General features: G+C 65.6%; 17 protein-coding genes. 9 read left to right on the top strand and 8 right to left on the bottom strand.

The window, feature by feature from the left end:
* The 7 genes from L880_RS0124060 to L880_RS0124025 all read right to left on the bottom strand — a co-directional run.
* The coding region (locus tag L880_RS0124060; RefSeq protein WP_043330469.1) for a Zn-dependent hydrolase at positions 1 to 1193 on the bottom strand (1193 nt) is incomplete at its 3' end.
* A gap of 13 nt (positions 1194 to 1206) precedes the next feature.
* Positions 1207 to 2664, bottom strand: a complete 1458-nt coding sequence (hydA, locus tag L880_RS0124055) for a dihydropyrimidinase (protein WP_027477831.1) — start codon at positions 2662 to 2664, stop codon at positions 1207 to 1209.
* An 83-nt stretch (positions 2665 to 2747) separates the two neighbouring features.
* Positions 2748 to 4238 (bottom strand): NCS1 family nucleobase:cation symporter-1, encoded by a 1491-nt coding sequence (locus L880_RS0124050; RefSeq protein ID WP_027477830.1) that lies wholly within the window; start codon positions 4236 to 4238, stop codon positions 2748 to 2750.
* A gap of 109 nt (positions 4239 to 4347) precedes the next feature.
* On the bottom strand, positions 4348 to 5652 hold the full coding sequence (preA, locus tag L880_RS0124045) for an NAD-dependent dihydropyrimidine dehydrogenase subunit PreA (RefSeq protein WP_027477829.1): 1305 nt from the start codon (positions 5650 to 5652) through the stop codon (positions 4348 to 4350).
* 18 nt (positions 5653 to 5670) lie between these two features.
* Entirely contained in the window at positions 5671 to 7029 is a 1359-nt protein-coding gene (locus L880_RS0124040; RefSeq protein WP_027477828.1) for an NAD(P)-dependent oxidoreductase, read from the bottom strand.
* A gap of 315 nt (positions 7030 to 7344) precedes the next feature.
* Positions 7345 to 8460 (bottom strand): tRNA 2-thiouridine(34) synthase MnmA, encoded by a 1116-nt coding sequence (gene mnmA, locus L880_RS0124030; RefSeq protein ID WP_027477827.1) that lies wholly within the window; start codon positions 8458 to 8460, stop codon positions 7345 to 7347.
* Between the two features lie 47 nt (positions 8461 to 8507).
* Complete coding sequence (locus tag L880_RS0124025) at positions 8508 to 8996, bottom strand: NUDIX hydrolase (RefSeq protein ID WP_043330468.1); 489 nt, start codon at positions 8994 to 8996, stop codon at positions 8508 to 8510.
* Positions 8997 to 9185: 189 nt separating this feature from the next.
* On the opposite strand from L880_RS0124025, the gene L880_RS0124020 reads away from it, so the two are divergent.
* From L880_RS0124020 to L880_RS0123995, 6 genes are all read left to right on the top strand, one after another.
* Positions 9186 to 10328: a Re/Si-specific NAD(P)(+) transhydrogenase subunit alpha gene (locus tag L880_RS0124020; protein ID WP_027477826.1), complete on the top strand. Its 1143-nt coding sequence runs from the start codon at positions 9186 to 9188 to the stop codon at positions 10326 to 10328.
* Positions 10325 to 11062, top strand: coding sequence for a hypothetical protein (locus tag L880_RS0124015; protein WP_157443613.1), 738 nt, complete (start codon positions 10325 to 10327; stop codon positions 11060 to 11062). Before L880_RS0124020 ends, L880_RS0124015 begins: the two co-directional genes overlap by 4 nt.
* Positions 11063 to 11095: 33 nt before the next feature.
* The gene (locus tag L880_RS0124010) at positions 11096 to 11419 is read left to right on the top strand and encodes an NAD(P) transhydrogenase subunit alpha part 2 (RefSeq protein WP_019576972.1); all 324 of its coding nucleotides are present in this window, start codon (positions 11096 to 11098) and stop codon (positions 11417 to 11419) included.
* Positions 11416 to 12855 carry an NAD(P)(+) transhydrogenase (Re/Si-specific) subunit beta gene (locus L880_RS0124005; RefSeq protein ID WP_027477824.1) on the top strand — a complete coding sequence of 480 codons (1440 nt, stop codon included), beginning with the start codon at positions 11416 to 11418 and terminating at the stop codon, positions 12853 to 12855. The genes L880_RS0124010 and L880_RS0124005 overlap by 4 nt, the downstream gene beginning before the upstream one ends.
* A 185-nt stretch (positions 12856 to 13040) precedes the next feature.
* Positions 13041 to 14717, top strand: coding sequence for a long-chain-fatty-acid--CoA ligase (locus L880_RS0124000; protein ID WP_027477823.1), 1677 nt, complete (start codon positions 13041 to 13043; stop codon positions 14715 to 14717).
* A gap of 109 nt (positions 14718 to 14826) precedes the next feature.
* Entirely contained in the window at positions 14827 to 15591 is a 765-nt protein-coding gene (locus tag L880_RS0123995) for a 5'-methylthioadenosine/adenosylhomocysteine nucleosidase (RefSeq protein ID WP_043330465.1), read from the top strand.
* Positions 15592 to 15607: 16 nt separating this feature from the next.
* Here L880_RS0123995 and corA read toward each other — a convergent pair whose 3' ends face one another.
* Positions 15608 to 16594, bottom strand: coding sequence for a magnesium/cobalt transporter CorA (corA, locus tag L880_RS0123990; protein ID WP_019576976.1), 987 nt, complete (start codon positions 16592 to 16594; stop codon positions 15608 to 15610).
* Between the two features lie 308 nt (positions 16595 to 16902).
* Here corA and L880_RS0123985 point away from each other — a divergent pair, with 308 nt between their 5' ends.
* The 3 genes from L880_RS0123985 (at position 16903) to L880_RS0123975 (ending at position 20510) form a co-directional block, all read left to right on the top strand.
* A complete protein-coding gene (locus L880_RS0123985; RefSeq protein WP_027477821.1) occupies positions 16903 to 19188 on the top strand; it encodes a sensor domain-containing diguanylate cyclase in 2286 nt (761 codons plus the stop codon).
* Positions 19189 to 19569: 381 nt separating this feature from the next.
* On the top strand, positions 19570 to 19899 hold the full coding sequence (hpf, locus tag L880_RS0123980; protein WP_027477820.1) for a ribosome hibernation-promoting factor, HPF/YfiA family: 330 nt from the start codon (positions 19570 to 19572) through the stop codon (positions 19897 to 19899).
* Between the two features lie 143 nt (positions 19900 to 20042).
* Positions 20043 to 20510 carry a PTS sugar transporter subunit IIA gene (locus L880_RS0123975; protein ID WP_027477819.1) on the top strand — a complete coding sequence of 156 codons (468 nt, stop codon included), beginning with the start codon at positions 20043 to 20045 and terminating at the stop codon, positions 20508 to 20510.
* The last annotated feature ends 18 nt before the right edge of the window (positions 20511 to 20528 follow it).

Genomic DNA, 20528 nt, shown 5'->3' with positions numbered 1-20528 from the left:
TTGGCGTCTTCGATCTCGTTGTGGCTGATGCCGTCCTTGCAGGGGATGAAGATCATCCCGGTGGGGGCCAGCTTGGCCATGTAGACCGCGTCGTGGCCGGCGCCCGAGACGGCGGGCATGTGGCTGTAGCCCAGGCGTTCGGCGGCGCGCTGCACCGCGTTGACGCAGTCTGCGTGGAAGGGCTGGGCCGGGTAGTGCGAGACCAGCTCGACCTCGATCTTCAGCCCGGTCTCGGCCGCCACCTGGGCCGCGTAGGCGCGGATGTCGGCGTCCATCTGGTCGACCAGGGCGTCGGTGCTGTTGCGCAGGTCCATCGAGAACTTGACGCGGCCCGGGATCACGTTGCGGCTGTTCGGGTGCACGTTGACCATGCCCACGGTGCCGCGCCCGTGCGGGGCGTAGCGGTTGCCGATGGCCACCACCTCCTGCATCACGCGGGTGGCGACCTGCAGCGCGTCCTTGCGCAGGCCCATGGGGGTGGGGCCGGCGTGGGCTTCCATGCCGGTCACGGTGCAGTCGTACCAGCGGATGCCCAGCACCGCGCTGACCACGCCGATGGTCTTGTCGTTGTCCTCCAGCACCGGGCCCTGCTCGATGTGGGTCTCGAAGTAGGCGCCGATGGGGTGCTGGCCCGGCACTTCGCTGCCGACATAGCCGATGCGGGTGAGTTCGTCCTTGACGCTCTTGCCTTCGGTGTCGGTGGCGGCATAGGCGTGTTCCAGGGTGAAGGCGCCGGCGAACACGCCCGAGCCCATCATCACGGGCACAAAGCGCGAGCCCTCTTCGTTGGTCCAGAAGGCGACCTCGATGGGGGCCTCGGTCTGGATGCCGTGGTCGTTGAGGGTGCGCACCACCTCCAGGCCGGCCAGCACGCCGTAATTGCCGTCGAACTTGCCGCCGGTGGGTTGGGTGTCGATGTGGCTGCCGGTCATGACCGGGGGCAGGCTGTTGTTGCGGCCGGGGCGGCGCATGAAGACGTTGCCGATCTGGTCGACGGTGATGCTCAGGCCGGCGTCGCGGGCCCAGCCCACGACCAGGTCACGGCCCTGGCGGTCGAGTTCGGTCAGGGCCAGGCGGCACACGCCGCCCTTGTCGGTGCCGCCGATGCGGGCCAGGGTCATCAGGCTGTCCCAGAGGCGCTCGCCGTTGATGCGCAGGGCCTCGGTGGGGGGAGAAAGGTCTTTCGGGTTCATGGGGGTACTCCTGTCAACGGGTCACGGCGGTGGGCTTGGCCAGGGCGGCCTTGCGGCCCAGGGCGTCGAAGGTGGGGCCGAAGGGCGGGCGCTTGAGGTAGCGGCCGCTGCCGCGCTCGACGCGCAAATCGCCCTGCACATAGACCAGGCGGCCCTGGCTGATGGTGTGGCTGGGCACGCCGGTCACGGTCTTGCCTTCGAAGATGTTGTAGTCGCCCAGCGAGTGCTGGGTCTTGACCGACAGGGTCTTGGTGGCGCTGGGGTCCCAGACCACCAGGTCGGCGTCGGCGCCGGCGGCCACGCAGCCCTTGCGCGGGTACAGGTTGAACAGCTTGGCCGCATTGGCCGATGTGACGGCGACGAATTCGCTGGGGGTCAGGCGGCCGCTGTTCACGCCCTCGTCCCACAGAACGGCCAGACGCTCTTCCACGCCGCCGGTGCCGTTCGGGATCTTGCTGAAATCGGCCTTGCCTATGGCTTTTTGCTCGGCGCAGAAGGTGCAGTGGTCGGTGGCCGTGGTGTGCAGGTGGCCGGCCTGCAGACCCCGCCACAGCGCTTGCTGGTGGCTTTTTTCACGGAAGGGCGGGCTCATCACGTGGGCGGCGGCCACCTCGTAGCTGGGGTGGCGGTACACGCTGTCGTCCACCACCAGGTGGCCGGCCAGCACCTCACCGTACACGCGCTGGCCCTTGGCGCGGGCGCGGGCGATGGCCTCGGCCGATTCGGCACACGACACGTGCACCACATAGATCGGCACGTTGAGCACGTCGGCGATGGCGATGGCGCGCTGGGCGGCCTCGGCCTCGACGGCGGGCGGGCGCGACAGCGGGTGGCCCTCGGGGCCGGTGATGCCCTGGTTCTTCATCTCCTGCTGCAGCAGGAAGACCAGTTCGCCGTTTTCGGCGTGCACGGTGGGCATGGCGCCCAGCTCCAGTGCGCGGCGGAAGCTGTTCACCAGGGTTTCGTCGTCGCACATGATGGCGTTTTTGTAGGCCATGAAGTGCTTGAAGCTGTTCACGCCCTCTTCGCGCACCAGGGTGCCCATGTCGGCGTGCACGCTGTCGCCCCACCAGGTGATGGCCACGTGGAAGCCGTAGTCGGCGCATGATTTCTCGGCCCAGCCGCGCCAGGTCTTGTAGGCGTCGAGCAGGGGTTGCTGCGGATCGGGGATCACGAAGTCGATGATGCTGGTGGTGCCGCCCGCCAGTGCGGCCGCCGTGCCGCTGAAGAAGTCGTCGCGCGTGACCGTGCCCATGAAGGGCAGCTGCATGTGGGTGTGCGGGTCGATGCCGCCCGGCATCACATACTGGCCGCCGGCATCCACCACGGTGGCGCCAGCGGGGGCCTGAAGGCCTTCACCCACGGCCACGATCTGGCCGTCCTGGCAGAGCACGTCGGCTCGGAAGCTGCGGTCGGCATTCACCACAGTGCCGCCGCGGATCAACAGGGCTGAGGTCTGGGCTGTGTTCATGAGCAAGTCTCTCCATCAAAAATGCCGCACGGGCTGGCGGCGTGCCAGGCCGGGGCCGGACCAGGCCCCGGCAAGAGGGGGCCTCAGACGCGGCGGCGCACCAGACCCACGGACTGGGTTCTGCCTGCCATGCCGAGTCGGTAGACCACGGATGCAATTCCCAGGCCTGCAAACCAGGCATAGGCATACAGTTGCTTGAAGCCTTCGGCCACGTCGGGGAAGGTGGCCGGGAAGGCCGCATTCAGAAAGCCCGGCACATTGGGCGCCACGCCGGCCGCAAAGGCCAGCACGGCGATCCAGTTCCAGCCGCCGCTGTAGTGGTAGCGGCCGTTGTCGTCGTACAGCTCGCTCACGGCCAGCTCGGTGCGGCGCAGCAGGTAGTAGTCGACCATCAGGATGCCGGCCACCGGCCCGAGCAGGGCCGAGTAGCCGATCAGCCAGGTGAAGATGTAGCCCTGGGTGGATTCGAGGATCTTCCAGGGCATCATCACGATGGCGATGCCCACCGTGATGTAGCCGCCGGTGCGGTAGCTGATGCGGGCGGGGTGCAGGGCCGAAAAATCATAGGCAGGCCCCACCAGGTTGGCCGCCAGGTTCACGCTGACGGTGTCGATCAGCAGCACCAGCAGGGCGATCAGCACGGCCGCGCCCGTCATGCGGCTGGCCAGGTCGACCGGGTCCCACAGCGCCTTGCCATAGATGACCACCGTGGCCGAGGTGACGAACACCGCCATGGCCGCCAGCAGGCCCATGGGCAGGGGCAGGCCCAGGGCCTGACCGATGACCTGGTCGCGCTGGGTGCGCGCAAAGCGGGTGAAGTCGGGGATGTTCAGTGCCAGGGTGGCCCAGAAGCCCACCATGGCGGTCAGCGAGGGCCAGAACACGGCGTGGAACTGGCCCGCCTTCTTGCCGCCGGCTTCAAATTGAGAGGGTTGGTCCAGGATGGGGCCGAAGCCGCCGGCCTTCTGGTAGGCCCAGACCAGCAACACGCCGCAGATCACGATCTTGATCGGGGCGGTCCAGGTCTCGAGCTTGCGGATCGACTCGATGCCGTGCACCACAAAGTAGAACTGGATGGCCCAGAACAGCAGGAAGCACACCAGCTGGCCCAGGTTGATGCCCAGGCCGGGCAGCTTGTCGCCCTCCAGCGGGTGGCCGATCAGCACGCCCGCCAGGGTGTAGATCATCATGCCGCCGAACCAGGTCTGGATGCCATACCAGCCGCAGGCCACCAGGGCGCGCAGCAGGGCCGGCAGCTTGGCGCCGCGGGTGCCGAAAGAGGCCCGTGCCAGTACCGCGTAGGGAATGCCGTGCTTGGCGCCGGCGTGGCCGATCAGCAGCATGGGCAGCAGCACGATCAGGTTGCCCAGGAACACCGTGCCCACGGCCTGCGACCAGGACATGCCGGCTTCGATCAGGCTGGCGGCCAGGGTGTAGGCGGGGATGCACATCACCATGCCCACCCACAGGGCGGCAAAGTGCACCCAGCGCCAGGTGCGCTGGTGTGCCTGGGTGGGGGCCAGGTCTTCGTTCCACAGGTCGCCCGGGTGGGCGTCGGCTTGTCGGGGGTTCATGCGCTTGTCTCCTCGTGGGGGTGGATGGGGCGGGTGCGGCGGGCCGCTGGGCCTGGGAAGGCCCGAGCCAGCCTGCCCCGCCTGGATAAATCCGTCTTCGGGAATGGGCTCAGGCTGTGACGCGCATCGGGTTGTTCGGATGCGCGGTCCAGTTCAGCGGCTCGGCACTCACGGGCTTGCCGGTGCGCAGGTCGATCTCGCCGGGGGCCAGGTCGCGCAGGGTGATGCAGTCGTCCACCGGGCACACCGATACGCACAGGTTGCAGCCCACGCATTCCTCTTCCTTGACCTCGAAGTGGCGTTGGCCGTCCTTGGTGGCGGTGATGGCCTGGTGCGAGGTGTCTTCGCAGACCACATGGCAGCGCCCGCATTCGATGCACTTGTCGGTGTCGATGACGGCCTTGCTGATGTGGTTGAGGTTGAGGAAGCGCCAGTCGCTGACCGTGGGCACGGCGCGGCCGGTGATCTCGGCCACCGAGGCGATGCCCATGTCGTCCATGTAGTTGGACAGGCCGCTGGCCATGTCCTGCACGATCTTGAAGCCGTACACCATGGCGGCGGTGCACACCTGCACGCTGCCCGCGCCCAGGGCCAGGAAGTCGAGCGCGTCACGCCAGGTGCCGATGCCACCGATGCCCGAGATGGGGATGCCGGCGGTCTCGGCGTCGCGGGCGATCTCGGCCACCATGTTCAGGGCGATTGGGCGCACCGCCGGGCCGCAGTAGCCGCCGTGCGAGCCCTTGCCTGCGGTGCTGGGCACCATGGTCAGGCTGCGTGGGTCCACGCCCATGATGGAGTTGATGGTGTTGATCAGCGACACCGCATCGGCCCCGCCGGCCTTGGCGGCCCGCGCCGGGTAGCGCACATCGGTGATGTTGGGCGTGAGCTTCACGATCACCGGCAGCTTGGAGTAGTGCTTGCACCACTCGGTCACCATCTGGATGTACTCGGGCACCTGGCCCACGGCCGCGCCCATGCCACGCTCGCTCATGCCGTGCGGGCAGCCGAAGTTGAGTTCGATGCCATCGGCCCCGGTGTCTTCCACCTGGGGCAGGATCGCCTTCCAGGACGACTCCTGGCAGGGCACCATCAGCGACACCACCATGGCCCGGTCGGGGAAGGCGCGCTTGACCTCGCGGATCTCGCGCAGGTTGGTGGCCAGCGGGCGGTCGGAGATCAGCTCGATGTTGTTGAAGCCCAGCACCTTGCGGTCGGGCGAGAGCAGGGCGCTGTAGCGCGGGCCGTGCACGTTCACCACGGGCGGGTCTTCGCCCAGGGTCTTCCAGACCACACCGCCCCAGCCGGCCTCGAAGGCGCGCAGCACGTTGACGGCTTTGTCGGTGGGCGGCGCAGAGGCCAGCCAGAAGGGGTTGGGGCTCTTGATGCCCGCGAAGTCAATGCTCAGGTCAGCCATGTCGGTTTCCTTGGGGGCTCAGGCGTTGGAAGAAGAAAGGGTGTGGTGGATGGCGAGGGCGGCCTGTTTGCCGTCCTCCACCGCCTCGACCGTGAGGTCGCGGCCGCCGCCCACGCAGTCGCCACCGGCCCAGACGCCGTCGAGGCTGGTGCGACCCTGGGCGTCCACGGCGATGCGGCCGGCTTCGAGCTGCAGGCTTTGCAGCCAGGGGGCCGTCGCCAGCTTCTGGCCGACGGCCTGCAGCACGGTGTCGGCAGCCCGGGTTTCAAAGACGCCCGTGCCTTGCAGGCGGCCATCGACCAGCTGCTGGCGCTCGAAGCGCACGGCCCGCACGGCGCCTTGCTCGCCCTCGAAGGCCACCGGGGCCAGCCAGTGCTCGATCACCACGCCATTCGTCTTGGCCCAGGTCTGCTCGTCTTCCGAGGCGCCCATGGCCTCGGGGCCGCGGCGGTACACCATGTGCACTTCGCTGGCGCCCAGCAGGCGCGATTGCACCGAGGCGTCGACCGCGGTCATGCCGCCCCCGATCACCACCACGCGGCGGCCCACGGGCAGGGTGGAGAGGTCGGTGCACTGGCGCAGCTCGGCGATGAAGTCGACCGCGTCACGGATGCCGGTCAGCGTGCTGCCGGGCAGTGCGGGCTGGTTGACGGCGCCCAGGCCGATGCCCAGGAACACGGCGTCGAAATCGGCGCGCAGGGTGTCCAGCTGGGCTGCCGATTCGAGCTTCCAGTCGGTCTGGACCGTGATGCCGCCGATGCCCAGCAGCCAGTCGATCTCGCGCTGGGCAAAGTTGTCGGCCGTCTTGTAGGTGGCCAGGCCGTATTCGTTGAGGCCGCCGGGTTTGGCGTGGGCATCGAACACGGTCACGTCGTGGCCCTTCAAGGCCAGGCCATGGGCACAGGCCAGGCCGGCCGGGCCGGCGCCCACCACGGCCACCTTCTTGCCGCTGGCCGGGGCGCGTTGGAACAGGGCGCTCTGCGGCAGGTGCATCACGGCGTCCACCGCGTGGCGCTGCAGCTTGCCGATGGCCACCGGCACGCCTTGCTGGGTGTTGCGCACGCAGACGGCCTCGCACAGCTCTTCGGTGGGGCAGACGCGGGCGCACATGCCACCCAGCGGGTTGGCGCTGAGGATGGCCTGGGCGGCGCCGCGCACATTGCCCTGGCTGATGCGGTGGATGAAGCTGGGCACATCGATGCTGGTGGGGCAGGCGGTGGCGCAGGGAGCGTCGTAGCAGTAGAGGCAGCGCTCGGCCTCCAGCACGGCCTGCTGTGCCGTGAAGGGATCGCCCGCGTCCGCAAAGCGCTGGGCATAGTCGGCCGGGGCGAGCCGCCCTGCCTGGATGTCGGGGCCGGTGGTCGGTGTCTGGGTCACGGGGGCAACTCCTGGTTTGATCGTCAAAAGCTGATCAAATGGTCAGCTTTTTTCATGATGCAACAGGTGTGCCAGCTTTGTGATGCGGGTTTGCACCATGTCGGCGCAGCCTTGAACCCTGGGTTTGCGGCTGAGCCGGTGGGTGCGATTGAAGTTGGGGCGCACGGCACCGCGCCGGTGCGCCGGTGCGCCGTTGGCTTGAACTTGGCGTTCGGGAAGGGGGTGGCCGCGTGCTGCGACCGTTCTGAGGGGAGGTCGGGGAGCGAGGGGCGGGGGCGCCGACGGAGGGCCCCGCCTGGGGCCCAGTCCGGCGAATCAGGCCTGCGCCGCGGAGATGATGCCGCCGCCCAGGCACACCTCGCCGTCATACAGCACGGCGCTCTGGCCCGGGGTCACCGCCCATTGCAGTTCGGTGAAGTTCAGGCCGAAGGTGGCGGCCTCGGCGCCGGGCTCGAAGGTGCAGGCGGCGTCGGCCTGCCGGTAGCGGGTCTTGGCACCCAGCCCGCTCTGTGCAGGAGGCTCGCCGGCCACCCAGCTCGCGTTGTCGGCCTGGAGGCTGCGGTACTGCAGCCAGGGGTGATCGTGGCCTTGCACCACCCAAAGCGTGTTGTTCGGGATGTCCTTGCGGGCCACGAACCAGGGTGAGTGGTCGCCGCTGCCGCGCTGGGCTCCCTTCTCTTTCACGCCGCCGATGCCCAGGCCCTGGCGCTGGCCCAGGGTGTAGAAGGACAGGCCCACGTGGGTGCCCAGCTTGCGGCCGCGCTCGTCCTTGATGGGGCCGGGCTCGCGGGAGATGTAGCGGTTCAGAAACTCGCGGAAGGGCCGCTCGCCTATGAAGCAGATGCCGGTCGAGTCTTTCTTCTTGGCATTGGGCAGGCCGATCTCCTCGGCGATGCGCCGCACTTCGGTCTTGCGCAGCTCGCCCACGGGGAAGAGCGTTTTGCTGATCTGGGCCTGGTTCAGGCGGTGCAGGAAGTAGCTCTGGTCCTTGGCCGGGTCCAAGCCCTTGAGCAACTCATGCTTTTGCGTGGCCGGGTTGAAGCGGGCGCGTGCGTAATGGCCGGTGGCGATGCGGTCGGCCCCCAGGCGCATGGCGTGATCGAGAAAGGCCTTGAACTTGATCTCGGCGTTGCACAGCACGTCGGGGTTGGGGGTGCGGCCGGCCTGGTATTCGGTCAGGAACTCGGCAAAGACGCGGTCCTTGTACTCGGCGGCGAAGTTGACGTGTTCGATCTCGATGCCCAGCACGTCGGCCACGCTGGCCGCGTCGAGAAAATCCTGCCGGCTGGAGCAGAACTCGCTGTCGTCGTCATCTTCCCAGTTCTTCATGAAGATGCCGATGACCTCGTGGCCTTGCTGTTTGAGCAGGTGCGCCGTGACAGCGGAGTCCACCCCGCCACTCAGGCCCACCACGATGCGTTGTTTGTTCATAGCCCCGGGATTATCCCAGGCGGGCTCAAACGCTGCCTGCGCCAGGGTCAAGGCGGGGGCGTCTGCAGCACCGTCTCGTCGGTGTAGACCATGTCCAGCGGGTAGCGCTTGCCGGCCAGGTAATCATCCAGGCAACGCAGCAGCAGCGGGCTGCGGTGCCGGTGCTCGTTGGCGCGGATCTCCTCGGGCGTCATCCAAAGGGCGCGCACGATGCCGTCATCGAGCGCCATGCCGGGGACTTCGTCGCCAACGGTGCCACAAAATGCAAAGCGCATGTAAGTGATGTCTTCACCGGTGGATTGTTTGCGGAAACGCGAGAGGTAGATGCCGACCAGAGCGGTAGGTTTGAAGTGGTGAGCGGTCTCTTCCAGCGCTTCTCGGGCGCAGCCGTCGGCCGGTGATTCCCCGGGGTCGAGGTGCCCTGCGGGGTTGTTCAGTTTGAGGCCGGAGTCGGTGTGTTCTTCGACCAGCAGGAACTTGCCGTCGCGCTCCATCAGGGCGGCCACCGTGACACTGGGTTTCCAACGGATTTTCATGGCGCACATTATTCACGCTTGGCATGACAAGGCCTTGACGCCTGGGGCCGGGGCTGCGCCGACGCGCCTGGATTCCGTGCCTGGAGGTTCCAACAGCCGGTCGCTGCGTTGACACGATCGGCGTTCAAGCATCATGTAAGCTCCGGTCAATTCATAAAAAGCTGCTCAATCATCCACGAGGAGAGTCTCATGTTCATTGGCGTTCCTGCTGAAACTGCGGCGGGGGAGACCCGGGTGGCGGTCACCCCGGAGACCGTGAAGAAACTGAAAGCCCAGGGGCACGAGATTGCGGTGCAGTCGGGCGCCGGTGTGGCCGCCAGCGTGACCGATGAGGCCTATGTGGCCGCCGGCGCCACCATCACCGATGTGGCCGGGGCCTTCGGCGCCGGCTTGGTGCTCAAGGTGCGCGCGCCGTCCGCCGCCGAACTGCCCTTGTTCAAGCCTGGTGCCACGCTGGTGGGCATGCTCAACCCCTTTGATGCTGAAGGCCTGCAGCGCCTGGCTTCGGCCGGGCTCACGGCCTATGCGCTGGAGGCGGCGCCGCGCACGACACGGGCCCAGAGCATGGACGTGTTGTCCTCGCAGGCCAACATCGCCGGCTACAAGGCCGTGATGATCGCGGCCGACAAGTACCAGCGCTTTTTCCCGATGCTGATGACCGCCGCCGGCACCGTGAAGGCGGCCCGCGTGGTGATCCTGGGCGTGGGGGTGGCCGGCCTGCAGGCCATCGCCACGGCCAAACGCCTGGGGGCTGTGATCGAGGCCTCGGACGTGCGTCCCTCGGTGAAGGAACAGGTCGAATCCCTGGGTGCCAAGTTCATCGACGTGCCCTATGAAACGGATGAAGAAAAGGAAGCTGCCCAGGGCGTGGGCGGCTATGCCCGCCCCATGCCGCCGAGCTGGCTGGAGCGGCAGAAGGTGGAGGTGGCCAAGCGCGTGGCCCAGGCCGATGTGGTGATCTCCACCGCCCTGATTCCGGGCCGCGCAGCGCCCGTGCTGGTGACCGAAGACATGGTCAAGGCCATGAAGCCCGGCTCGGTGCTGGTGGACCTGGCTGCGGGCAAGGGCCCGCAGGGCCCGCATGGCGGCCCGGGCGGCAATTGCCCGCTGACCGAAGCCGACAAGATCGTGCAGCGCCACGGCGTAACGCTGGTGGGTGAAACCAACCTGCCGGCCCTGGTCGCGGCCGACGCCTCGGCCCTGTATGCCCGCAACGTGCTCGACTTCCTGAAGCTGGTGCTGAACAAGGAAGGGCAGTTGCATGTGGATTTGGAAGACGACATCGTGGCAGCCTGCCTGATGACACACGAAGGAACGGTGAAGCGCGCATGAGGATGAAGAGTGAGACCCTGAACCTGCACTTCGGTGCCTGGGCTGTGGCCGCTGCGGTGTTGGGCCTGACGGCGTGCTCTGTCGTGCCGGAGGGCAGTCCCTCGGCCGGCCGGGCCAAGGTGAGTCTGCCGGCGGCACAAGCCGGTGGGCAGTGGGTGGATCTGGGCGGTGGTGAAGAGTCGTTGGACAGCCTGGATCCGACCCTGACGGCGCCGACCCTGCCCACCCGGGTGGTGGGTTTGCGCGGCGCCGACCAGTCCTTGCTGGCCGTGATGGTGGTGCAGTCCAACCGCAGCGGTCTGTGGCCGGATCGCCAGGCCGTGCGCAATGCCTGCCCGCAGGAGCGCGGTGTGCATGTCGAGGATGCCACCGCGGGCAGCCCCACGCGCACCGATTGCCTGCGCTACAAGCGCTGGGCCGACGGGCATGACTGGCTGGCGTCGCGTTATCCCAAGCTCAACACCTACCTGGGCGGCCGCCAGAGCCTGCCTGTCAAACCGTTCGGCGCGCTGGACTTCCGCTACAACACCGAGGGCGGCGGTTACGTGCTGGTGCAGGTGCTGGCCAACCGCCGGCTGACCGAGCCGGTGACGCGCAGCAACAGTGATTTCCTGGTGGCCGGCCGGCCAGCCGAGGAATGGGCCCGCAAGGTTGCACAGGCGGCGCGTCTGAGCGCGGTGTCGCTCGATGGGGCCTTGAACCTGCCGGATTTCCCGATGGCTTTGCCTCAATAGACCTCAATCGGCCTCAATACAAAGGAGACAGTCGTGGATGTTGTATCCCCAACCCTGATCAACCTGATCATCTTCGTGCTGGCCATCTACGTGGGCTACCACGTGGTCTGGACCGTGACACCGGCCCTGCACACGCCCTTGATGGCGGTGACCAATGCGGTGTCGGCCATCGTGATCGTGGGCGCCATGCTCGCGGCCGCCCTGACCGAAACCCCTCTGGGCAAGACCATGGGCGTGCTGGCCGTGGCGCTGGCGGCGGTCAATGTGTTCGGCGGCTTCCTCGTCACCCGGCGCATGCTGGAGATGTTCCGCAAGAAAGAAAAGAAGGCCCCGGCGGCCCACGGAGACAAAGCATGAGCATGAACCTCGTCACCCTGCTGTACCTGGTGGCCAGCGTCTGTTTCATCCAGGCGCTCAAGGGCTTGTCCCACCCCACCACCTCGATCCGGGGCAATCTGTTCGGCATGATCGGTATGACGATTGCCGTGCTGACCACGGCGGCCCTGATCGTCAAGCTGTCGGAAACGGCGGGCCTGTCCACCGTGGGCGGGCTGGGTTATGTGCTGGCCGCCCTGGTGGTGGGCGGCGGCGCCGGTGCCGTGATGGCGCAGCGCGTCGAGATGACCAAGATGCCTGAACTGGTGGCCTTCATGCACAGCATGATCGGCCTGGCCGCGGTGTTCATTGCGGTGGCCGCCGTGGCCGAGCCTTATGCCTTCCAGATCGTGCACACCAAGGGCGAACTGATCCCGACCGGCAACCGGCTGGAACTGTTCCTCGGTGCGGCCATCGGTGCCATCACCTTCAGTGGCTCGGTGATCGCCTTCGGCAAGCTGTCGGGCAAGTACAAGTTCCGCCTGTTTCAGGGCGCGCCGGTGCAGTTCGCGGGCCAGCACATGCTGAACCTGGTGCTGGGCCTGGCCACCGTGGGCCTGGGGCTGGCCTTCATGGTCACAGAAAACTGGACGGCCTTTTTTGCCATGCTGGCGCTGGCCTTTGTGATGGGCGTGCTGATCATCATCCCGATCGGCGGGGCCGACATGCCGGTGGTGGTGTCCATGCTCAACAGCTACTCGGGCTGGGCAGCGGCCGGCATTGGCTTCAGCCTGAACAACGCCATGCTGATCATCGCGGGCTCGCTGGTGGGCAGCTCGGGCGCCATCCTGAGCTACATCATGTGCAAGGCCATGAACCGCTCGTTCTTCAACGTGATCCTGGGCGGCTTTGGCGGTGAGGCCACCACGGCTGCGGCCGGTGGGCAGGTGCAGCGCAACGTCAAGAGCGGCAGCGCCGACGACGCGGCCTTTGTGCTGTCCAACGCCGAGACCGTGGTCATCGTGCCGGGTTACGGCCTGGCCGTGGCCCGCGCGCAGCACGCCGTGAAGGAACTGGCTGCCAAGCTGACCGAGAAGGGCGTGACCGTGAAGTACGCCATCCACCCGGTGGCGGGCCGCATGCCAGGCCACATGAACGTGCTGCTGGCCGAGGCCGAGGTGCCTTACGACCAGGTGTTCGAGATGGAAGACATCAATGGCGAATTCGGCCAGGCCGATGTGGCCATCATCCTCGGGGCCAATGACGTGGTGAACCCGGCTGCCCATGTGAAGGGCAGCCCGATCTACGGCATGCCGATCCTGGAAGCCTACAAGGCCAAGACGGTGATCGTGAACAAGCGCTCGATGGCCGCAGGCTATGCGGGCCTGGACAACGAACTCTTCTACATGGACAAGACCATGATGGTCTTCGGCGATGCCAAGAAGGTGGTCGAAGACATGGTGAAGGCGGTGGAGTGACCCCGCTTCAGAAGCGTGCAATTGTGTGATTGCATACTTTTGCGTTGGGCCCGGCGCGGCAGGACGTCCTGATTGGGTGTCGTTTTGTAAAAAAACGAATCAAAATAGGAGGTTGTGCTGACGCAGGCCTGACTTGACTCGAAGGACTGCGCATATTCCCAAGCAAGAGTCTGGAGAGACAAGAAATGACCGACCGCCCATGGCTCGGCAGCTACCCCCAAGGGGTGCCCGCCGACATCGATCCTTCGCATTACGCCTCCTTGGTGGCTTTGATGGAGGAGAGCTTCGAGAAGCATGCCAGCCGGGTGGCCTACAGTTTCATGGGTCGCGACGTCACTTACGCGCAGGCCCATCGCCAAAGCCTGGCGCTGGCCGCCTACCTGCAGGGGCTGGGCCTGGCCAAGGGCGACCGCGTTGCCCTGATGATGCCCAACATCCCCCAGTACCCGGTGTGCGTGGCGGCCGTGTTGCGTGCCGGTCTGGTGGTGGTCAATGTGAACCCCCTGTACACACCACGCGAACTGGAGCACCAGCTCAAGGATTCCGGCGCCAAGGCCATCATCCTGATCGAGAACTTTGCCACCACCTTGCAGCAGTGCCTGGCCCACACGCCGGTCAAACATGTGGTCTTGTGCGCCATGGGCGATGAGTTGGGCTTCCTCAAAGGCGCCTTGGTCAACTATGTGGTGCGCAACGTCAAGAAGATGGTGCCCGAATACCACCTGCCTGGCGCTGTGCGGTTCAAGGATGCGGTGCGTCAGGGTGCCCGCCGCTCGTTCAAGCGCCCCGACATCAAGGCCGACGATGTCGCCTTGCTGCAGTACACCGGCGGCACCACCGGGGTCTCCAAGGGCGCGGTGCTGCTGCACCGCAACGTGATTGCCAATGTGCTGCAGTCCGAGGCCTGGAACTCGCCCGTGATGAGCCAGGTGCCGGCCCACGAGCAGCCCACCAGCGTGTGCGCCTTGCCGCTGTACCACATCTTCGCCTTCACCGTGGGCATGATGCTGTCCATGCGCACGGGCGGCAAGCTGATCCTGATCCCCAACCCGCGCGATCTGCCCTCGGTGTTCAAGGAGCTGCGCCGGCACACTTTCCACAGCTTCCCGGCCGTCAACACGCTTTTCAACGGGCTGGCGAACCACCCGGATTTCGGCACGGTGAACTGGAAGAACCTCAAGGTGTCGGTGGGCGGCGGCATGGCGGTGCAGGGCGCGGTGGCCAAGCTTTGGCTGGACAAGACGGGCTGCCCGATCTGCGAGGGCTATGGCCTGTCGGAAACCTCGCCCACCGTGAGCTGCAACCCGGTGACGGCCACCGAGTACACCGGCACCATCGGCGTGCCCTTGCCCAGCACCTTCCTCAAGCTGCTCGATGACGACGGCCTGGAGGTGCCCCTGGGCCAGCCTGGCGAGATCGCCATCAAGGGGCCGCAGGTCATGGCCGGCTACTGGCAGCGCCCCGATGAAACCGCCAAGGTCATGACGCCTGACGGTTTCTTCAAGACGGGCGACATCGGCGTGGTGGACGCCAAGGGCTTCTTCAAGATCGTCGATCGCAAGAAGGACATGATCCTGGTCAGCGGCTTCAACGTCTACCCCAATGAGGTGGAAGAGGTGGTGGCCGACATGGACGGGGTGCTGGAGTGCGCCGCCGTCGGTGTGCCTGATGAGAAGACCGGCGAGGCCGTGAAGCTGGTGATCGTGAAGAAGCACCCGGAGCTGACCGACGTGCAGGTGAAAGAGTTCTGCCGTGCCAACCTGACCGGTTACAAGCAGCCTCGCATCATCGAGTTCCGCACCGACCTGCCCAAGACCCCGGTGGGCAAGATCCTGCGCCGCGAATTGCGCGACAAGGCGTGACCCCCGGCCCGGGAGCGGGTCTGGACACGGCACAATGCGGGCGGCCTTCGGGCCGCTTTTTCGCCGGCAGTGCCTGGGGGTGCTGCGCGAACATTCTGGAGTTGGATGGATGACGCTCGCTATTCTCAGTGCCTTGCCTCAGGAGCAGACCGGTCTGCGTGCCTTGCTGGACCAACCGCGCCTGGAGCAGCACGCCGGCCGTGAGTACTGTCTGGGCCTGTGGGCCGGCCGGCCGGTGGTGCTGGCCTTGTCACGCATCGGCAAGGTGGCCGCAGCCACCACGGCCACGGCCCTGATCGAGCGCTTTGGCGTGACCGACATCGTGTTCAGCGGGGTGGCCGGTGGCCTGGGCGAGGGCGTGACGGTGGGCGATGTGGTGGTGGCCAGCCACTGCCTGCAGCACGACATGGATGCCTCGCCGCTGTTTCCGCGCTATGAGGTGCCGCTGTACGGTCAGGCGCAGTTCGCCTGCGATCCCGTGCTGGCCGAAGGCCTTCGGGTGGCGGCCCAGGCCGTGCAGGCGCGGGTGGGCAGCCATTTTGACGCCTCGGTGCGGCGCCAGTACGGACTTGATGCCATGCAGGTGCACCAGGGCTTGCTGATCAGCGGGGACCGGTTTGTCTCGGCTGCCGACGAGGCGCTGGGCCTGCGGGCCCGCCTGCCCGAGGCCTTGGCGGTGGAGATGGAGGCCGCCGCTGTGGCCCAGGTCTGCCACGATTACGGGGTGCGCTTTGCCGCGCTGCGCACCATCTCGGACCGGGCCGATGACCAGGCCCATGTGGATTTCCCGGCGTTCCTGGAGGCGGTGGCGGGCCGCTGCACCACCTTGATCGTGGGCGGGCTGCTGGACCATCTGAGCCAGCAGCCGTCCTGAGGGCCAAGGGCTTGGCTTACTGCAGCCAGCCGCGGCGGCGGAAATACAGCATCGGCACCACGGCCGACGCTGCCATCAGCGCCAGCGCATAGGGGTAGCCCAGCGACCAGTCCAGCTCGGGGATGGCCTTGAAGTTCATCCCGTAGATGCTGGCGATCAGCGTGGGCGGCAGCAAGGCCACGCTGGCCACCGAGAAGATCTTGATGATCTTGTTCTGGTTGATGTTGATGAAGCCGACGGTGGCGTCCATCAAGAAGTTGATCTTGTCGAACAAAAAGGCCGTGTGGTTGTCCAGCGACTCGATGTCGCGCAGGATCTGGCGGGCTTCCTCGAACTGTTCGGCATTCAGCATGCGGCTGCGCATCATGAAGCTGACGGCGCGCCGGGTGTCCATCACATTGCGGCGGATGCGGCCGTTCAAGTCTTCGTGGCGGGCGATGGCGCCCAGCACTTCGCCGGCCAGGGCGTCGGTCACGTCGCCAGACAGCACCTGCTTGCCGGCCTTTTCCAGTTCGTCATAGATGCCTTCGAGCGTGTCGGCCGAGTATTCGGCGTCGGCATCGAACAGCTTGAGCAGCACTTCCTTGGCGTCTTCGATCAGGCCCGGCGCGCGGCGGGCGCGCATGCGCAGCAGGCGGAACACCGGCACGTCTTCGTCGTGGATCGAAAACAGCACGCCGCGGCTTTTCAGGTCGGTGTTGTGCTGGTTCAGGATGAAGGCCACGCGCACCGTGCGCGGCGCATCGTCGTCGGCGATCAGAAAGTCGCTGCGGATGTGGAGTTCGCCGTTGTCTTCTTCATAGAAGCGGGCCGATTCCTCGATGTCCTCGTCCATCGCGTCTTCGGGGATGGAGAGGCCGTAGTACTGCTTGATCCAGCGCTTTTCTTCGACCGAGGGGGATTCCAGGTCCACCCAGATGGGCTGAAACTTGGACAGTTCCTCCAGGGATTCGATTTCTTCCTGGAACAGCCGGCCGTTGGCCAGCGTAAAGATATTGAGCATCGCGCGCTCCGTGGGTCAGGGTTGCAATCGGTCGGGAATGGGGTGCTTTCAACCCCCGATGCGGCCACGGGAATTGAAAGCTACCAACTGGGGTAGGTTTCCAAGGCGGTCTCTCCAAAATTGAATTGGGCGGATTATCGCACCGCAGCAACGCTGGACGGATCATTTCGAGGCGCTTGTTCAAGAGCGCGTCCGGACGCCATGCCCTCCCGGGTTTGGGCCTGCTTAGGGTTCAGGTGCTGGTCGGGGCAAACCGGGTTTGCTACATTGAGACCGGTCTGTGGCAGTCCTGATCGGAGGTTCGCGCAATGAGGGCTTACGGCGTTCCTGCCGATGAAGTGCAGCGCTTGCGGGTGCTGGAGTCGCTGGCCGCCTGTGATCTGGTGTCGATACCTGAATTGGACCGCATCACCCGCCTGGCGGCCCGCCATTTCCGGGTACCGATGGCCATGGTCAACCTGGTGGATGCTGAGTTGCAGTGGAGCAAGTCAGTCCAGGGGGGCGAGCGCCGAACCTTGCCGCGGGAGCATTCCTTTTGCAGCCACATCATCCTGCATGACCAGCCTTTTGTGATCAACGACGCGCGTGCGGACACACGCTTTGTTGGCAACCCCCTGGTTGCGATGCCCCAGGGCCTGGTTTTTTACGCGGGCTACCCGATACGCTCCCTGGCGGGCTACCCTTTGGGGGCCTTGTGTCTCATTGATCACGAGCCACGGGAGTTCGGTGAGGCCGATGCGCAGGATCTGCAGGATTTTGCGGCCCTGGTGGAGCAGTACTTCCGAGGGGTGGAGGCCGATCGGCGAGCCAGTCTCTCGGTGACGCAGTTCGAGCGCACTTTTTCCCAGGCTTCGGTCGGCATGGCCCTGGTCTCGCCCGAATGGCGCTGGCTGCGGGTGAATGGGCAACTGGCCCAGTTGCTGGGCCGCTCTGCCGAAAGTCTGGTCGGTGAGCGTTTGGAGTCTGCCTTGTTCGCCCCCGACAAGGGCCGGGTGATGCGCCATTTGCACGATCTGCTGGCCCATGATCCTCAGGCGCCTGAAGCCGGCTTGCCACCCCAGGAGCTGCTTTTTCTGCGGCCCGACGGGTCCTTGGTGTGGTTTCTGGTGGGTGTGTCGCGCCTGGCGGCAGACCAGGAGGCCGAGGCCGCCTTTGTGCTGGTCGCCACGGATATCACCGCGCGCAAGGCTTCCGAGCAGGCCCTGGCCGTGTTGCAACTGGAGCTGGAGCATCGGGTCGAGTCCCGAACCCAGGAGCTCAGCGAGGCCAATGCGCGCCTCAGCACCGAGGTGGCGCAGCGGCAGGCGGCCCAGGTGGCACTGGAGCATGAAAAAGAGCTGTTCAGGGCCACATTGGCCCATGCCACCGATGCCTTCATCGAAGTCGATCCAGCAGGGCGGGTGACGGCCTGGAACGAAGCCGCCACGGACACCTTCGGCTGGCGTCGTGACGAGGCGGTCGGACGCAGTGTCTTTGACCTGGTGGTGGCGCAGGGGGCTGTTCCGCGTTATCGCGCGGCGTTCGAGCGGCTCCGAGATGAATGCTTGGACCGCACGACGGGCGGGCGACTGGAGGTGCAGACCCAGCATCGGGATGGCCGTTTGTTCCCTTCCGAGCTTTCGCTGGGTGTGAACCGCTTTCAAGGGCAGGTGCGTCTGCATGCGTTTTTGCACGACATCTCAGCACGCAAGGCGGTTGAGCGTGAGCTGTTGGAGAGCCGCACCCGTTTGCGCCTGCTGGCCGACAACATGCCAGCGCTGATCGCCTACGTGGACGGCAACCGCGTCTACCAGTTCAACAACCAGGCGTATGAAGATTGGTTTGGTGTGCCCGTGGCGCAGATCGTCGGGCGATCCGTGGATGGCTTCATGGACGACGCCTTGCTGGCGGACAGGGCGGAACCCCTGCAGCGTGTGCAGGCCGGCGAGATGGTCAGTTTCGATTCGCGCTTGAACACCCTGCGGGGCGAGATACGGGTCCACACGAACTTCATCCCGGACACCGCCATGTCGCGACCGCCTTACGGTTTCTACATCCTGGCCCAGGATGTGACGGAGCAGTATCAGCTGCAACAGCGCCTGCAGCATGAGGCCAGCCATGATGCGCTGACCGGATTGCCCAATCGGCGTGCGTTCCTTCAGCGCCTGGTCGAGGCGCTGGCCCGTGTGCGGCGTCAGGGGACAGGGCTGGCACTGATGTTCCTCGACCTCGATGGGTTCAAGCAGTACAACGACACCTACGGACACGACTTCGGCGATGCCGTTCTGCGCCACTTCGCCCGCACCGTGCAATCTGCTGTGCGTGAGACCGATTCGGTGGCGCGTCTGGCAGGTGACGAGTTCACCATCATCCTCGAAGGCTTGGCCCATCCTGCGGAGCACGCCACCCTGGTGGCGCGCAAGTTGATTGCGGAGCTGACCACACCGGTTGTGCTCGGGGGGCGCGAGCTGACGCTGGCCGCGAGCATTGGTGTGGCGGTCACGGGCGGAGATTCGGGGGGCTTGGCTTTGTCGGCCGAGTTGCTGCTGTCGCGCGCCGATGCGGCCATGTACCAGGCCAAGGCCGCTGGCAAGGCGCAGTTCGCACTGAGCTGATGGAGGGGCGGGCGGCCTCGCCCATCCTGCACATTGCCTGGCCCTCGGGAGCTTGGGCCCATCGGTGAGATGGGAAGGGTGTTGGGCGGCGCACTTTGTGCATTTTTGTGCGCAAACCTCACACTTGAGCGACGCTTTCCGGCGGAGAAAACCTGTTGAATTTGCCGCCCTTCCGCAGTGGCGTCAAGGCCTCATCCGTGTGTCATGAAGGGGTTTCTGAGGGCTTTCCCGAGTTGGCTCAAAAACCCATGACGGCTTGATGAAAAGCCATTGCAAATTGGGTTTTGCGGGCGCATAGTGAATTCAGCTTCATCGAATTTGAGCTTCGCCATCCACCCTGAACGGTGGCGTTTTCAACCCAGAGTGCACAGGAGGCTACTCATGAACTTGACGATCAGCGGTCATCACCTCGAAGTTACACCCGCCTTGCGTAGTTACGTGACGACCAAGCTGGACCGGATCACCCGACATTTTGATCAGGTGGTTGATGTGAAGGTTTTGCTCACTGTTGAAAAGCAAAAGGAAAAGCAGCGCCGCCAACGCGCCGAGTGCAATGTCCATGTCAAGGGCAACGACATGTTTGCCGAGAGTTCCCATGAGGATCTGTATGCGGCCGTCGATGAGTTGATGGACAAGCTGGACCGTCAGGTCGTCCGTCACAAGGACCGGGTGCAAGATCACCACCACGACCCGGCCAAGCGCCTGATGTGATGCCGCTTGCCAGACATTTCGTGTGCTGACAAGCTCCCCGAAGCCGCTGTTGCAAATCAGCGGCTTTTTTCTTGTCAGTTGCAGGCCGATGGCGGTTTTTCGCCGAAGCTGGGCGACCGGTGCATAATCCGCCCTAACTCACCATGAACCGTCTCGCGTCCATCCTCCCCGCTGCTCAAGTGCTTGTGTGCGTCGACGCCACCAGCAAGAAGCGTGCGTTTGAAGAAGCCGGCTTGTTGTTCGAGAGCCTTCATGGCCTCAGCCGAGCATTGATCACCGACAGCCTGTTTGCGCGCGAACGCCTGGGGTCCACAGGGCTGGGCCATGGCGTGGCCATCCCCCATGGGCGCATCAAGGGGCTCAAGTTTCCGATGGCTGCGGTTTTTCAGTTGGCCCATCCGATCGGCTTTGATGCCCCTGACGAGCAGCCCGTGGGCTTGTTGATCTTTCTGCTGGTGCCCGAAGCGGCGACCCAGAAGCACCTGGAAATCCTGTCCGAGATTGCCGAGTTGCTCAGCGATGCTCCGCTGCGTGAGCGGATCAAGGCCTGCACCGATGCCGGCGAGCTGCACCAGATGATTGCCACCTGGCAATCCACCCAGCCGGCCTGATGGCCTTGAGGCAGTCTC

This window comes from Curvibacter gracilis ATCC BAA-807 (genome assembly GCF_000518645.1).
Classification (GTDB): Bacteria; Pseudomonadota; Gammaproteobacteria; order Burkholderiales; family Burkholderiaceae_C; genus Curvibacter; species Curvibacter gracilis.
The sequence above is the reverse complement of the archived record's forward strand: the minus strand, read 5'-3'. Positions and strand labels throughout refer to the sequence as shown.

Excerpts from the sequence above, each read along its gene's own strand:
- hydA (WP_027477831.1), bottom strand. The coding sequence starts at position 2,664 with ATGAACACAGCCCAGACCTCAGCCCTGTTGATCCGCGGCGGCACTGTG.
- L880_RS0124050 (WP_027477830.1), bottom strand. The coding sequence starts at position 4,238 with ATGAACCCCCGACAAGCCGACGCCCACCCGGGCGACCTGTGGAACGAA.
- preA (WP_027477829.1), bottom strand. The coding sequence starts at position 5,652 with ATGGCTGACCTGAGCATTGACTTCGCGGGCATCAAGAGCCCCAACCCC.
- mnmA (WP_027477827.1), bottom strand. The coding sequence starts at position 8,460 with ATGAACAAACAACGCATCGTGGTGGGCCTGAGTGGCGGGGTGGACTCC.
- L880_RS0124025 (WP_043330468.1), bottom strand. The coding sequence starts at position 8,996 with ATGAAAATCCGTTGGAAACCCAGTGTCACGGTGGCCGCCCTGATGGAG.
- L880_RS0124020 (WP_027477826.1), top strand. The coding sequence starts at position 9,186 with ATGTTCATTGGCGTTCCTGCTGAAACTGCGGCGGGGGAGACCCGGGTG.
- L880_RS0124015 (WP_157443613.1), top strand. The coding sequence starts at position 10,325 with ATGAGGATGAAGAGTGAGACCCTGAACCTGCACTTCGGTGCCTGGGCT.
- L880_RS0124005 (WP_027477824.1), top strand. The coding sequence starts at position 11,416 with ATGAGCATGAACCTCGTCACCCTGCTGTACCTGGTGGCCAGCGTCTGT.
- L880_RS0124000 (WP_027477823.1), top strand. The coding sequence starts at position 13,041 with ATGACCGACCGCCCATGGCTCGGCAGCTACCCCCAAGGGGTGCCCGCC.
- L880_RS0123995 (WP_043330465.1), top strand. The coding sequence starts at position 14,827 with ATGACGCTCGCTATTCTCAGTGCCTTGCCTCAGGAGCAGACCGGTCTG.
- corA (WP_019576976.1), bottom strand. The coding sequence starts at position 16,594 with ATGCTCAATATCTTTACGCTGGCCAACGGCCGGCTGTTCCAGGAAGAA.
- L880_RS0123985 (WP_027477821.1), top strand. The coding sequence starts at position 16,903 with ATGAGGGCTTACGGCGTTCCTGCCGATGAAGTGCAGCGCTTGCGGGTG.
- hpf (WP_027477820.1), top strand. The coding sequence starts at position 19,570 with ATGAACTTGACGATCAGCGGTCATCACCTCGAAGTTACACCCGCCTTG.
- L880_RS0123975 (WP_027477819.1), top strand. The coding sequence starts at position 20,043 with ATGAACCGTCTCGCGTCCATCCTCCCCGCTGCTCAAGTGCTTGTGTGC.